Annotated in this window: 11 protein-coding genes; 4 read left to right on the forward strand and 7 right to left on the reverse strand. The window is 64.7% G+C overall.

Going from position 1 to position 14,185, the window contains the following annotated elements; genetic code table 11:
- Positions 1–11: 11 nt before the first annotated feature.
- The 3 genes from Q8O96_RS13605 to Q8O96_RS13615 all read left to right on the forward strand — a co-directional run bounded on the left by Q8O96_RS13605 (position 12) and on the right by Q8O96_RS13615 (position 2,227).
- Complete coding sequence (locus Q8O96_RS13605) at positions 12–815, forward strand: SirB1 family protein (protein ID WP_102861198.1); 804 nt, start codon at positions 12–14, stop codon at positions 813–815.
- A gap of 75 nt (positions 816–890) precedes the next feature.
- Complete coding sequence (locus tag Q8O96_RS13610) at positions 891–1,703, forward strand: class I SAM-dependent methyltransferase (RefSeq protein WP_371826179.1); 813 nt, start codon at positions 891–893, stop codon at positions 1,701–1,703.
- Positions 1,704–1,759: 56 nt separating this feature from the next.
- Positions 1,760–2,227, forward strand: a complete 468-nt coding sequence (locus Q8O96_RS13615) for a GNAT family N-acetyltransferase (protein ID WP_102861196.1) — start codon at positions 1,760–1,762, stop codon at positions 2,225–2,227.
- A gap of 12 nt (positions 2,228–2,239) precedes the next feature.
- On the opposite strand, the gene Q8O96_RS13620 is transcribed toward Q8O96_RS13615, so the two are convergent.
- From Q8O96_RS13620 to hmgA, 4 genes are all read right to left on the reverse strand, one after another.
- Positions 2,240–3,610, reverse strand: coding sequence for an aromatic acid/H+ symport family MFS transporter (locus tag Q8O96_RS13620; protein ID WP_305948951.1), 1,371 nt, complete (start codon positions 3,608–3,610; stop codon positions 2,240–2,242).
- 138 nt (positions 3,611–3,748) lie between these two features.
- Positions 3,749–4,387 (reverse strand): maleylacetoacetate isomerase, encoded by a 639-nt coding sequence (gene maiA, locus Q8O96_RS13625; protein ID WP_102861194.1) that lies wholly within the window; start codon positions 4,385–4,387, stop codon positions 3,749–3,751.
- 11 nt (positions 4,388–4,398) lie between these two features.
- Positions 4,399–5,703: a fumarylacetoacetase gene (gene fahA / locus Q8O96_RS13630; protein ID WP_115581624.1), complete on the reverse strand. Its 1,305-nt coding sequence runs from the start codon at positions 5,701–5,703 to the stop codon at positions 4,399–4,401.
- A gap of 3 nt (positions 5,704–5,706) precedes the next feature.
- On the reverse strand, positions 5,707–7,011 hold the full coding sequence (gene hmgA / locus Q8O96_RS13635; RefSeq protein ID WP_060837587.1) for a homogentisate 1,2-dioxygenase: 1,305 nt from the start codon (positions 7,009–7,011) through the stop codon (positions 5,707–5,709).
- Positions 7,012–7,178: 167 nt separating this feature from the next.
- Between hmgA and Q8O96_RS13640 the strand changes: the two genes are divergently transcribed.
- The gene (locus Q8O96_RS13640) at positions 7,179–7,979 is read left to right on the forward strand and encodes an IclR family transcriptional regulator (protein ID WP_102861192.1); all 801 of its coding nucleotides are present in this window, start codon (positions 7,179–7,181) and stop codon (positions 7,977–7,979) included.
- A 10-nt stretch (positions 7,980–7,989) separates the two neighbouring features.
- On the opposite strand, the gene Q8O96_RS13645 is transcribed toward Q8O96_RS13640, so the two are convergent.
- From Q8O96_RS13645 to Q8O96_RS13655, 3 genes are all read right to left on the reverse strand, one after another.
- Positions 7,990–10,551 (reverse strand): LuxR C-terminal-related transcriptional regulator, encoded by a 2,562-nt coding sequence (locus tag Q8O96_RS13645; protein ID WP_305948952.1) that lies wholly within the window; start codon positions 10,549–10,551, stop codon positions 7,990–7,992.
- A 148-nt stretch (positions 10,552–10,699) separates the two neighbouring features.
- Positions 10,700–12,067 (reverse strand): DUF1329 domain-containing protein, encoded by a 1,368-nt coding sequence (locus Q8O96_RS13650; protein WP_305948953.1) that lies wholly within the window; start codon positions 12,065–12,067, stop codon positions 10,700–10,702.
- Between the two features lie 24 nt (positions 12,068–12,091).
- Entirely contained in the window at positions 12,092–13,891 is a 1,800-nt protein-coding gene (locus tag Q8O96_RS13655; RefSeq protein WP_305948954.1) for a DUF1302 domain-containing protein, read from the reverse strand.
- Between the last annotated feature and the right edge of the window lie 294 nt (positions 13,892–14,185).

Here is a 14,185-nt window from a genome sequence, read left to right on the forward strand (position 1 = left end):
CGGAGGTTGAGATGAACCCGCGCCAAGCCTTTTTCGCCTGCCTGCACCGCTCGCCACCAGCCCTGCTGGAAGCGGCCCTGTGGATTGCCGCCGAGCATGCACCAAAACTTGTGCCCGAGCGTCACTTGGAAGCCTTCAAGGAGATCCAGCTGCAGATCGGCAGCAGCCTGCCTCATCTACCGCCGAACGAACTGGGCCAGCCACTGTTGCGACGCATGAACGACCTGGGCTTCCAGCAGGACGAGCACCTGCCTCTGCGCCCCCAGGCGGCGCTGATGGACAAGGTCCTGGAATCGCGCCGCGGGCAACCCCTGGCCCTGGCCCTGATTGCCCTGGAGCTGGCACAACGGTTGCAGATTCCCCTGGTGGGGGTGAACTTCCCCGGGCACTTTCTGCTGCGGGTGCCCGGCGCCGACCATCTGCTCGATCCCTGCGGCGGACGCCGACTGTACCCCGCCGACTGCCGGGAACTGCTGCAACGCCAGTACGGCGCCCATATCAAGCTCAGTGCCGAACACCTGGCCAATGCCGAGCCGCTGCAGATGTTCCAGCGCCTGTCGCGCAATCTGCGCCAGTTGCACCTGTCCTACGACGACAACCTGGCGGCCCTGATCAATGCCGAGCGCGTGCTGGAACTGGGCAACGGCAGCGCCGCCGACTACCTGGCCCGGGCCAGCCTCTATCAACGCCTGGAGTGCCCGAATGCCGAGCGCTTCGACCTGGAGCACGCCTTGCTGCTCAGCGACGACCCGATCCAGCGCCTGCGCCTGACCGAGCGCCTGGGGCATCTGCCGCCCAACAACATCGTCCATTGAGAGCTGGGCACTGCCTGCGTGCGACAATCACCCGCGCGCCACCTCCGCTCACCGCTTGCATCAAGGATGAACAGCATGAACAGTGCCGAACGCTTTCTTCAGGACTTTCACCAGCGCCGCCCCGGCACCACGCCACCGGCCTTTTCCGGGTTGAGCCTGCCGGGACGCGGTTCCTCCTACGACATGCTGGCCGCCACACTGGCCGCCGCTCGGCCCGGTGCGCAACTACTGGACCTGGGCTGCGGCGACGGTTTCCTGCTGGATCTGCTCGCCAGGCAGTATCCCGCGGTGCGATTGGTCGGTGTGGATATGAGCACCACCGAACTGCAGGCTGCACGCGCCCGTCTCGGGGAGCGCAGTATGTTGCTCAATGAGCGTGCCCAGTCCCTGTCCCTGGCCACCGATAGCGTCGACGCTGTGGTCTCGCACCTGGCGCTGATGCTCATGAGCGATATCGAACAGGTACTGGCCGAAGTGCATCGAGTCCTGGCCCGGGGTGGACAACTGTCGGCCATCGTCGGCCGCAGCTTTCTCCTGGGCGAACCGGGCCAGCGCTACTTGCAGGCCTTTCGTGCCGCCGCCCAACGCGACCGGCTAGCGCCCCTGCCTCTGGTGGACCCACGTACCCAGTCCCCGAGTGGCTGGCAAGAACTGTTGGCGCGCCATTACCGTGACGTGCAATTCGAAGAGCTGGACCTTGAATGGACCCCCACCTTCGAGGAGTTCTGGGACTCCCTGGGGGAAACCTACGACCTTGACCGTCTGACGCCCGCCACCTGCACACTGATGAAGGACGAACTGCACGGGGCCATGCAACCCTTGCTGCGGACGGACGGCACGCTGCTGACCGGCTGGGGGCTGCTGCTGATCCAGGCCAGGGCCGCATGACAGCCCCACCCGAGCTCAGGCAGGATGCTCGGCTCACTCCACGGAACGGGCACAGCATGCTGATCAGAAAAGCTCATGGCGGCGACGCGCAACGGGTCTTCGACATTCGTAACCAAGCCATCAACCACCAGTGCCGCGGCCACTACCCCGACGCCGACTTGCAGGTATGGACCGCCGGCAGCCTGGCGGACTACTTCATCGAAGTGGTGGAAAACACCGGCTACGTGGCCGTCATCGACGACCAGGTAACCGCCAGCGGCCTGCTCGACCTGGAGACCGGACAGGTCGACGCGGTGTTCGTCGACCCGCCCTACATGGGCCAGGGGATTGGCCGGCAGATGATGGCCTACCTTGAGGAACGGGCACTGCAAGCCGGGCTGCCGCATCTGATCCTGGACTCGACCTTGAACGCCGCCCACTTCTATCGTCAGTGCGGTTTCGTCGGCGAGCGGATCGCCCAGTACCAGTCGCCCCGGGGCCTGACTCTGGCCTGCGTGCCGATGATCAAGCACCTGGCACGCTGAACCGACAGCACATCAGGACTTGAGCGGTGCCTGCAGCTCGGGGGCCACTCCCGCCCCCCCTGCGGGAGCCTCGGACGGCGAGCGCACCTGGATGATCAGCAAGGCCGCCAGTACCGCCGGAATCGCGCAGAAGAAGAAAATCTGCTGCACCGGGATATGCATCGCCAACAGCAGGCTGCCGAACAAGGGCCCGAGGATCGAACCGAAGCGCCCCACCCCCAGCGCCCAGCCAGTGCCGGTGGCGCGCACCTGAGCCGGATAGAAATTGCTGGCGAAGGCGTTGAGGGTCAGCTGGCCGCCGATAATGCAAAAACCGGCGGCGAACACGAACACCACCAGATAACGCGGGTTGTCGTGATTCAGGCCGAGCAACACCGTGCACAGGGCCGCGGCGCCGAGCACGGCCGCCAGCAAGCGCACCTTGCGCTTGAGGCGGTCGGCGAACCAGGCCATGCAGATCGCCCCCAGGGTGCCGGCGAAGAGGAACATCGAGGTCACCAGATTGGCCTGTTTCAGGGCCAGGCCACTTTCCAGCAGCAAGGTCGGCAACCAACTGATCATGAAGTACAGGAGGATCAGGCTGACAAAAAACGTCGACCAGATCAGCAGCGTTGGCCGCGCATAGCCCTGGCGGAACAGCTCCAGCACTGTGAGCTTGCTGCCTGCCGGTGCTTCAGTGGCGTCGCTGACAACCGGCGGTGGCTGCCAGTCCGGGAGCATCTGCGCAGTGACCTTGCGCAAGCGCGCATAAGGCGGCGCATCGCGCAGCAAGCGCGGCAAGGATTCGGGCAGGCGCCAGAACAGGAACGGAAACAGCAACAACGGCGTGATCCCACCGGCCAGGAACACCGCCTCCCAACCGAAGCGGTCGATGAAACCGGCAGCGACAAAACCACCGGCAGCGCCACCGAATGAGAAACCGCAGGCGGCCAAGGTCACCATCAAGGTGCGCAAGCGTGGCGGCGAATACTCGGACATCAGGGCCATGGCGCTGGGCATGGCGCCGCCCATGCCAATCCCGCAGATAAAGCGCGCGGCCATCAGGCTGTCGAGGGAGTTGGCGAACACCATCAGCACCGTCAGGCTGGCGTAGATCAGCACGCAACCGAGCAGAATCCGTCGCACCCCGAACCGGTCTGCCAGAGGTGTCACTGCCAGAGAGCCGAGAGTCAAGCCCAGCAGGTTGGCGCTGAACACCGGGCCGAAGGCGGACTTTTCCAGGCCCCAGTCCTGGGCCAGGGCCGGCACCACATAACCCAGGACCTGGGCATCGTAGCCGTCAGTGACCAGCAGCAAGGCGAGAAGCAACAGGAGCAACCACTGATAGCGGGACACCGGGCGGGCGTCGAGCGCAGCACGAAAGCTGGCAATCTGATTTTGCATCGCAAGGTACCTGTTCGTTTTTTATGGTTATGAGCAGCAGTGTTGCGCAGGTCACAGGCGGTGACCGCTCAAGCCCCGTTGCGGGGCCCGGTTGATACGGATGCCACGCTGCCCCGCACGCCGGGGCAGCGTGCAGGCTCAGGCCGGGGTGTCCGGCTGGTTGGCCGGGTGCGCAGCCTGGAACGCCGGGTGCGCCGCAGCCAGGGCTGCGACTCGGAGAATCCGTGGATACTCATCCAGAGACACCTTGAAGCGCTCGGCGGCATACAGCTGGGGAATCAGGAACACATCGGCCAGCCCCGGCTCATCGCCGAAACAGAAGCCGTGGTCACCGATCAGTTGTTCCAGGGCGGCCAGGCCCTGGCTGATCCAGTGGTCGATCCACACCAGCAACTGTTCTTCCTCATGCCCCCACTCGCGCAGCAGGTTGAGAGTGCTGGAGTTATGCAGCGGATGGACGTCGCAGCCGATGATCGCCGCCACCGCCCGTTCCCGGGCACGGCTGGCCAGGTCCTCGGACAGCAGCGGCACCTGTGGATAACGTTCCTCCAGGTACTCGATGATCGCCAGGGACTGGATCAGCAGGTCGCCGTCGTCGGTGCGCAGGGCCGGTACCCGTCCCTGGGGGTTGATCTCCAGGTACTCCGGCTGGCGGTTGGCGCCGCCCTTGGGCACCAGCAGGTTGACCGGGATGGCCTGGAACTCCAGGCCCTTGAGGGCCAGGGCAATCCGCACCCGATAGGAGGCGGTGGAACGGTAGTAGGTATAGAGCTGCATGAGGCTCTCCCTTAACGTGCCGGTTGGACCGTGCCCCGGCATTCGCCGAAGCCGATGGAGGCGAAACCTTCGCGGCGGCAACGCCCGCGCAGGATGATTTCATCGCCGTCTTCGAGGAACTTGCGCACCTCGCCGGAAGCCAGCTCGATGGGCTTCTTGCCGCCTTCGGTGATCTCCAGCAGGCTGCCGAACTGGCCGCTCTGCGGACCGGACAAGGTGCCCGAACCAAACAGGTCGCCCGCCTGCAACTGGCAACCGTTGACGCTGTGGTGCGCCACCATCTGCGCCACGGTCCAGTACATGTACTGGGTGTTGCTCAGGGTCAGGCGGTGGGCCGGCAAGCCCTGCTCGCGCATGGCCTGGGTGATCAGCAGCACTTCCAGCTCGATGTCGAAGCCGCCAGCGGCCTGATCGCGCTTGTCCAGCAGATAAGGCAAGGGTTGCGGGTCGCCTTCAGGACGCTGGGGCTGGGCCTGGCGGAACGGCTCCAGGGCTTCGGCGGTCACCACCCAGGGCGAAATACTGGTGATGAAGCTCTTCGACAGGAACGGCCCCAGCGGCTGGTATTCCCAGGCCTGGATGTCCCGCGCCGACCAGTCGTTGAGCAGACAGAAACCGGCAATGTGCTCGGCGGCGTCGCCAATCGCGATGGGCTCGCCCATCTCGTTGCCCTGGCCAATCCAGATGCCCAGTTCCAGTTCATAGTCCAGGCGTGCGCAGGGGCCGAAGGTCGGCTCGCTCTGCCCGGCCGGCAGGGTCTGGCCCTTGGGCCGGCGCACATCGGCACCGGAGACGCGGATGGTCGAGGCGCGACCGTGGTAGCCGATGGGCACGTACTTGTAGTTGGGCAACAGGGGGTTGTCGGGACGAAACAGCTTGCCGACGTTCTGCGCGTGCTCGATGCCGACATAGAAGTCGGTGTAGTCATTGATCTTGGCCGGCAGGTGCATCTGGCAGTCCGCCGCCAGGGGCAGCAGCTTCGCGCCCAGGGCTTGGATCTTGTCGCGCAGGCTGCTGCCCTCGCCCAGCAGTTCCAGCAGGCGCTCACGCAGGGCGACGCGGGCCGGACGGCCAAGCTGGAAGAAAGCGTTCAACTGACCACCACGGGCGGCTTGCACCGCGGCCTTGGCCTGGCCTTCGAACAGGCCGGCGTCCAGCGCCGCTTCCAGGTCGAAAATCTGTTCGCCAATGGCAACGCCACTGCGGGGCGCCGAACCCTGGGTGCTGAAGACCCCCAGGGGCAGGTTCTGCAACGGGAAGTCGGGGTGACCGTTGGCGGACTCGACCCAGCTACGGGTGATGGTGGGCAAGGTCATGGGTTATCTCCGATTCGGGTTGAAGGTGACGGGCAGCGAGGCCCAGCAAGCATCGTAGTCGTTCTGCAGCTCCGGGCATTCCAGGGCGAACTGGCTCGGGCGCAGCACCTGGCTGGTTTCGAACATGAAGGCCATGGTGTTATCGATCTTGGCCGGCTGCAGCTCGACGTTGATCGCCTTGGTGCAGGTTTCGCCGTCCGGGCCGTGGGCGCTCATGCAGCTGTGCAGCGACGCCCCGCCGGGCAGGAAGCCTTCGGCCTTGGCATCGTAGGCGCCCTGGATCAGGCCCATGAACTCGTTCATCAGGTTGCGGTGGAACCACGGTGGACGGAAGGTGTTCTCGGCCACCATCCAGCGTGGCGGGAAGATCACGAAATCCAGGTTGGCCAGGCCCGGCACGCTGGTGGGCGAGGTCAAGACGGTGAAGATCGACGGGTCCGGGTGGTCGAAGCTGACCGTGCCGATGGTGTTGAAACGGCGCAGGTCGTATTTGTACGGCACGTTGTTGCCGTGCCAGGCGACGACGTTCAGCGGCGAGTGGTCGAGCTCGCAGCCCCAGAGTTCGCCGAGGTATTTCTGGATGAGCGTGGTGGGCTGGCGCAGGTCTTCGTAATGGGCCACCGGCGCCAGGAAGTCGCGAGGGTTGGCCAGGCCGTTGCTGCCAATGGGTCCGAGGTCCGGCAGGCGCAATGGCGCACCGTGGTTCTCGGCGACATAGCCACGGGCTTGCGGGTCCAGCAGCTCGACGCGGAATTTCAGGCCGCGAGGCAGCACGGCGATTTCCAGCGGCTCCAGCTGCAGCACACCCAACTCGGTGACGATGCGCAGGCGGCCCAGTTCTGGCACCAGCAGCAACTCGCCATCGGCGTTAAAGAACACCCGCTCCATCGAGCGGTTGGCGCGGTAGTGATAGACGCTGATACCGGCCGGATGCTGCGCTGCCGAGTTGGCCACCATGGCCACCAGGCCGTCGATGAAGTCGGTGGGCTCGCCTGGAATCTGCAAGGGGCTCCAGCGCAGGCGGTTGGGGGTGACTTCACCCAACGGGCCGCCTGCCAGTTGCCGCGCCAGCTTGGCAAAAGCCGGGTGCTTGGCCGAAGGCTGGATGCGGTACATCCAGGTGCGCCGGGCTTCGCTGCGGGTCATGGTGAAGGCGGTGCCGGAAAACAGTTCGGCGTACAGGCCGTAAGGGGCTTTTTGCGGGGAGTTCTGGCCGACGGGCAGTGCGCCCGGCAGGGCTTCGCTGGCGAATTCATTGCCGAAGCCCGATTGGTAGCTGAGGGCCGACGCCGAAGAATCGAGGTTCATGGAGCCTCCTGGAAGTTGGAATAGGCAGGGGCCCACCACTCCTTCACAAGAGTTATCGGCACGCCTGGGTTATTTTTATCGTAATCCAATTACGCATAACGTAATTTGATTGCCTATGAGCGTCAAGCTATAAAGACCGCCACTTGTCACGGGACCCCGACACCTCCATGGAAAAGCCGCGCAGCACCAGCGACAGCACCGGTAAACAGAAAGTCCGCTCGGCCGAAGTCGGCACCGACATCCTCAAGGCCCTGGCCGAACTGTCACCGGCCACTTCTCTTTCGCGCCTGGCCGAACATGTGCAGATGCCGGCGAGCAAGGTGCACCGTTATCTGCAGGCGTTGATCGCCAGCGGTTTTGCCGAGCAGAACACCGCCACCAATCATTACGGCCTGGGTCGTGAAGCCTTGCGGGTGGGGCTGGCGGCCCTGGGCAGCATGGATGTGTTGAAAGTGGGCGCCCTGCCCCTGGCGGAACTGCGGGACGAATTGAACGAAACCTGCTTCCTTGCGGTGTGGGGCAATCAGGGCGCGACCGTGGTGCACATCGAGCCGGCGGTGCGAGCGGTGACCGTGGTCACTCAATTGGGCTCGGTGCTGCCCCTGCTCAGCTCATCCACCGGGCTGGTGTTCAACGCCTACCTGCCACAACGGGAAACCCTCGATCTGCGCCAGCAGGAACTGTCCACAGGTGCCCCCCATGCCCTGGCCGACCCGCAGGTCCACGACGCACTGGCCGAGCAGATCCGCCAGCGCGGCTTGCACCATGTCCACGGTTTACTGATGCCTGGGGTCGATGCCCTGTCGGCGCCGGTATTCGATGCCACCGGCAAGATCGCCGCGGTGCTGACCGTGGTAGGGCCGACGTCGCTGTTCCACGCCGACGAACATGGACCCGCGGCCCAACGCCTGCTGGCGGCCAGCTCTGCGGTGAGCTGGCGCATGGGTTATCAACCGCAGCCCGAGTAACCGGCGCGCCTCAACTCATCAGCCCCAGGGCCTGGGCCTTGGCCACCGCCTGGGTGCGCCGCTCGACCCCCAGCTTGCTGTGAATCCTGCGGCCGTGGGTCTTCACCGTGTGCAGGGAGATGAACAACTGCTCGGCAATCTGCTGGTTGGAGCAGCCCTGGGCAATCAATTGCAGCACTTGCAACTCCCGCAGGCTGAGCAGGCTGTCGTGATCCTCCTGCGGCGGCGCCGCGGACGTGGTTGGCGGGCTGTCCAGTGCTTGCAACAACGCTGGTTGTCGCAGGCGCAACTCGTGCAGGGCCTGGGGCAGATTGCAGCGCGCCACCCGCTCCTGCCCGGCCTGCAACGCCTGCGCCGCCAAGGCTTGATCGCCGAGGATGAAGGCCACCTCGGCCAGGGCCAATTGCACCTGTGCCTCCAGCCCCAGCATGCCGTGGCGCTGGGCCCGGGCCAGCAGCCCCTGCAACGTGGCCACTGGCGCCTGGGCCCGCCCCAGATGGACCTCGGCCAGCACCAGCAGGTACTCAATGCTCGGGATCAATTCCAGGGAGGCCGGCGGCGCCTGCAGGGCCTGGGGCCCGCGAAAGTGCCGGAGCACCCGGCTCAAGGCTTCGTGAGCCAGTTCCGGTCGGCCCTGCTGCAGCCAGAGCTGGCTGCTGACCTGCAACAGCACGCCACGGTAGACCGTGTCCGGGATCTGCCGTTGCTGCATCAGCCGCTCGGCGTCCCGCAGGCACACGAACGCCTGGGCGTAGTCGCCCTGGTTGGCCGCCAACTGGGCTTCACCGAGAAAGCCATACAAGGCGCGCTTGTCATGACTGACCAGGCAATCCTCAAGCCCTCGGCGAAAATACTCGGCTGCTTGCCCATCGTTTCCCTGGCGCAACGCCAGCCGGCCGAGGCGCAAGGCCAGGCGCCCGAGCAAGGGCGTGGCGCGCAGCGCTTGCCCGGACAAACGCTCGATCACCTGTTCCAGCAAACTTTGCGCCCGATGGGGCGCGCCGCGTTGTTCCAGCAATTGGGCATGATCGAGCTCCAGCAAGCCTTCGAACAACAACGCATCCTGGGCCCGGGCCAGACACAACGCCTCACGATTGAGGGACTGGGCCGCCTCCAGCTCGCCGCACAGCAGCGCTTGCTGGGTCAGGCCGGACAGGCACAGCAAACGGGTGGTCCAGGCGCCGTCCTCCAACTCGTTCAAGGCTTCGCGAAAGTGCTGCCGCGCGTCCTCCATCCGCCCGCCCAGGTGCAACAGCCACCCTTGCTGCGCCTGCCAGCGAGCCAGCAGCTGACGTTGTTCAACCGCCGAAGGTTGCGGTGCAAACCGTGCCATCTGGGCCATGCATTGCCCGGCCTGTTCGAAGCGTCCGGCAAACAGCATGGCCGCCACCAGCAACCCCAGTAACTGCGGACTGCCCAGCAGCAACTCGGCGCCCTGGCGCTCATGCAGTTGCAACAGCAACAAGCCATTGTGCTGCTGGAACAGGAACTCAATATTGAAATGCTCCAGCAGGCTGACCGCGACTTCGTACTCCTGGGCCAATAGCGCCTGCTCAAAGGCCGACTGCCAATCCTCCTGAGCGGTAAACCACTGGCACGCCCGCCGATGCCAGGAGCGCCCGGCGGGCCAGGCCTCATCCCGCATCAGCCGGGCCAGGGGTGCAAATACCTGCAGCCAGTCGGCACCGCCTTCCCAGGGTTCGATAAAGCAGCCCAGGTCCTGCAGGGTACGCAGGTACTGGGCCCCTTCTCCGGCGCCAAACAGGTGCTCGCACAACTCGGCATTGAACCGCGGCATCTGGGCCAGCACTTGCCAGACTTCCGCCAGTTCCGCCGGTAACACGCTGAACAGCTCATGCTCCAGGTATTCGAGCAAGGTATTGGGGCGCCCTGGCTTGCAGGGTTGGGTCACCCGCTCGCTGCCATCGAGCAAGGCGATGCGCACCCCGGCACACCAGCCGCCACTGCGCTGCAGGATGCTGCTGGCGGTCTGGGCACACAAAGGTTGCGGCAAACGTTGCAGCAGTTGCTCGATATCACGCTGGCTGAAGGCCAGGGCGCTGCCGTCCAGCTCATAGAGTTGGTCGTCCAGCAACAGGCGTGGCCAGTTGCATTGGGGGCGGCGGCGACTGCCGATCCACCAGGTGAGCAAGGGGTTGTCGATGCTCAGCAAGCGGTCCAGCAGCCCGTCCAGCTCCGGAGCCGGCAAACGGCAATAGTCATCAATGCACAGCCAGGCCGGACTGGGCAGATGAGCCAGGTGTAACAGCAGCGCGGCGGGATCGGGATCGGCATCGACCTGGTCCAAGGCGTCGGCCAGGACACGACACAAGTCTTCAGGACTCTGGCACGCACCGCCCAGGGGCAACCAGATGACCCGGCACGAAGCGGGGGCCAGCTGCAGGCATTCGCTGAGCAGGGCGGTCTTGCCACTGCCGGCGGGGGCACACAACAACTTGACCCGCGCACTGGAGGCCAGCAACGGCGTACTCAGGTGGTCGCGTGGAGAATGATGGGAAGACAAACGGGGCATGAACCCGGGACGCTCTGGACAACGAGTCATGGCAGTCATTGCGGCGAGCCTTTTTATAGTTTTAGCCAGCGTGCCCCCACCCTAGCCTCGACCTCCCGACCTGTTGAAGAAGTATTCAGCGGGCTGATCCTCTGCCATAAAAAAGGCGACCGGGCGGTCGCCTTTGCACCTCGTGCGTCACCGGTGCCTAGCGCACCCCGCTGGCGCGCAAGGCGGCCGGGGTGTAGTCGGCCGCTTTGGCGGCAAAGCCGAATTCCAGGCTGTGCTTTTCCTCGTTCTTCATGCCCAGGGCCAGGTAGCGACCGGCGTTGAGGTCATACAGGGCTTCCAGGGTGTAGGCCGGGACCTGATGGTCGTAGTAGTACTGCGCGTGTCCCTCGGCCACTCGCCACAACTGGCCACGACCGTCGTAGTGATCCACCAGCGCCACCTGCCAGCTGTCCTCATCGATGTACATGTGGCGGGTGGCATAGATATGCCGCTGGTTGGGCTTGACCGTGCCCACCACTTCCCAGACCCGGTGCAGTTCGTAGCGGGTCAGGTCCTGGTTGATGTGCCCGGCCTTGATGATGTCGTCGTACTTGAGGCTCGGCGAGTCCAGCTTGTAGCTGTTGTAGGGGATGTACATCTCCTTCTTGCCCACCAGTTTCCAGTCGTAACGGTCGGGGGCGCCGGAAAACATGTCGAAGTTGTCCGAGGTGCGCAGGCCGTCGGCGGCGGTGCCCGGACCGTCGTAGGCCACCTGCGGGGCGCGACGTACACGGCGCTGCCCGGCGTTGTAGATCCAGGCCGAGCGGGGCTCCTTGACCTGATCCAGGGTTTCATGGACCAGCAGCACGTTGCCCGCCAGCCGCGCCGGGGCGGTCACCGACTGCTTGAAGAAGTTCTGCACGTTGGCGCCCTTGGCCGGGTCCAGGTCGGGGATCAGTTGCGGCGCCGCCACTTCCTCTTCAAAACGGATCGAGGTGTAGCTGCCGTTGGTCTGCGGGGTGGCCTGGGTGATGATGCGTTTCTGATTGCCACCGTGATAGCGGGTCAGGTGGTTCCACAGCACCTCGATGCCGCTCTTCGGAATCGGGAAGGCGTAGTAGCGGTTGCCCGTGAAGTTGGCCAGTCCGTTGCCGTCGTTGGTGGTGGTCACGTTCAGCGCGCTGCGCTTGGCCGACTCGTAGATCTCCGGTGGCAGGCCGACGCTGCGATGGGTCGGGTAGACCGGAATCCGGTAACTGTCCGGGTAACGCTTGAACATCGCCAGCTGCCCTGCGGACAGCTTGTCCTTGTACTGGTCCGCCGTGGCCGCGGTAATGATGAACAACGGTTTCTCATTGGCGAAGGGATCGGCGAGAAAGCCCTTGCTGTCCACCGCCCCGGCGTTCCTCGGGATGCCGCCGGTCCAGGCCGGAATCGAGCCATCGGCGTTGCCGGCCTTCTGCGCCCCCACGGGAGTCAGGCTGGTGCCCAGCTTGGCGGCTTCTTCCGGACTCACTGCAGCCATCAGGTTGGCCGCCCACAGGCCCAGTGCCAGGGCGCTGCATTGCAGAATCATCTTGCGCATTCAAGTGCTCCTTCTTGTGCCGGTTCAGAAGTTCACGCCAAAGCTCAACGCGAGGAAGTCCCGGTCGGTGAGGGTGTTGTAGCGCCCGCCAAAAAAGTCGGTGTAGCTGAGGCTGGCGGTGTAGGTGTTGCGGTAGTCGGCGTCGACACCCACGCTGAGGGCCTTGGCGCCCTGGTTGAACAAGCCGTTGGGGCCGTAGCCGTTGACGTCATGGGACCAGGACAGGTTGGGCTTGAAGTTGACCCCGCCGATCACGTTGCTGTAGTCGAGGATGGCCCGGGCCCGATAACCCCAGGAAGTGGTGGTGACGAACCCATCGGTGTCGCCGCCATAGCCGTACTGGCCGTAGACCGAGTCGCGGCCGTAGCGCAGCTTGCTTTTGTCCTCCAGGCCACCGACCCGGACGATCGCCGCCTCGCCCACCAGGGTCAGGCGATCAGCCCCCAGCACCTGGTCGAAGAACTGGGTCATGGAGCTCTGGATCTGGGTGATTTCCTTGCGCCGGTAGCCGGTGTTGTCGGCGCCCAGGGCGGTCTTGATCGGCGACGCCGCGCCCCCGGCGATGGGGTTGAGCAGGGCCAGGGTCAGGTCGTTGGTGTTGACCTGTACCGGGGCGTTGGGGCGGTAGCTGATCTCGCCGGTCCAGGCGGTGCCCGTGGGCAAGGTGGTGGAGAAGCTGGCGCCATACAGGCGGATGTCTTCGGGGTATTCCAGGTAGTACTGGCCACGGCCGAGCATCACGCTTTGCACCAGGCTGGCTCCCGCGCCGGGAACCGTGGGCGCGGCCGCAGCTCCTGCGGCACCAATAGCCCCCAGGGTGGCCGGACTGATGTTGGCCGTGGTGGTGCTCACCACCGGGCTGCGCGCATGGTAGTTCATGAAATACAGGCCGTACTCGGTGTCATCGCCAAGCCAGCGCAGAGCGGCGCCCCACTGCCCGGAATCCCGGGCATCACGGTCGCCGCCGCGGGGCAGGATCACCCCTTCACGGGACACCTGAAAGCCCTGGCCGAAGGCCGCTGCCACCGGTTGTAACGGTGCGATCGCCGGGTTGCCGACGGTGTAGCCGGTGGTGCAGCCATCGGCCACCACATCGTTGCCGAAGAAGGTGCCGCAGTTGTCCACCACGGCCTGGTCCCACTCCAGCTGATAGAAACCTTCCACGGTCAACTGGTTGGTCAGGCCCTGGGAGGCGAACAGCATGTTCACCGGCACCAGGCCTTCCTTGATCTCGGCCCCCGGGCGGCGAAAAGCCGAGACGTCCACCGGGTTGATGCTGTTGATGGAGTTGCCGATGAAGGTGCTCTCGCCCCAACTGACCACCTGCTTGCCGGCGCGCACGGTACCCGGCAGGTTGGCAATCGAGTAGTTGTGGTAGACGAAGGCGTCGAGAATCTGTGCGCCCGAGGACTTGGCGCCTTCCTTGCGGTTGTGGTCGCTGATGGGTTTGAACTGGCGATCCTCGTCCTTGAGTTCGAAGTCGTACCAGTACTTGCCGCGCACGAAGACGCCGGTGTCGCCGTACTTGAGCTCAAGGTCGTGCAGGCCCTTGAAGATCTTCGAGAAAGTCTCGCCCTTCTTGAAGTTCAAGCGGCCATCGTCACCGGTGGAAGACTGCGCGGTGCCGCCGTTGACCGTACCGACGAACGCCCGGTCGGCATCACGCATGCCCCAACTGGCGCCGACGGACAACGATGAGTCGAACTGCCCTTCAATTTCCCCAATATTGAACGAAACCGCCTGCGCCTGAGCGCTGCAGCCCAGCGCTACCGCGACAGCCAGCGCCTGCGGTTTGAAGATGGCGCGCATTGTTGTTCTTGTCATGCGTCTTCCCCGGTGAGTGACAGGAGGCCTCACCCTACTGCCGGGGTACCACGGCCGATAAGCGCACCAAGGAGGTATTCGAGTTGTCGCCCGAAAGGATTAGCGCCCTTGCCACAGGGGCCGTTCAGAGATGTATCCACGGGCTGGATACGCGACCATCAAGTGCATCGATACAGGTGCTGCGCACTCTGGACTGTTGCTCAAGCTGTAACAGTCCTTGTCCTGAATGGCTATTTTTCCAGGTCATGCCAGGGCTTATTCTTACCTCGCAGTCACGGCAAACAACGCCACGCC

The sequence above is a fragment of the Pseudomonas sp. LPH60 genome (genome assembly GCF_030718165.1).
Lineage (GTDB): Bacteria > Pseudomonadota > Gammaproteobacteria > Pseudomonadales > Pseudomonadaceae > Aquipseudomonas > Aquipseudomonas danubii.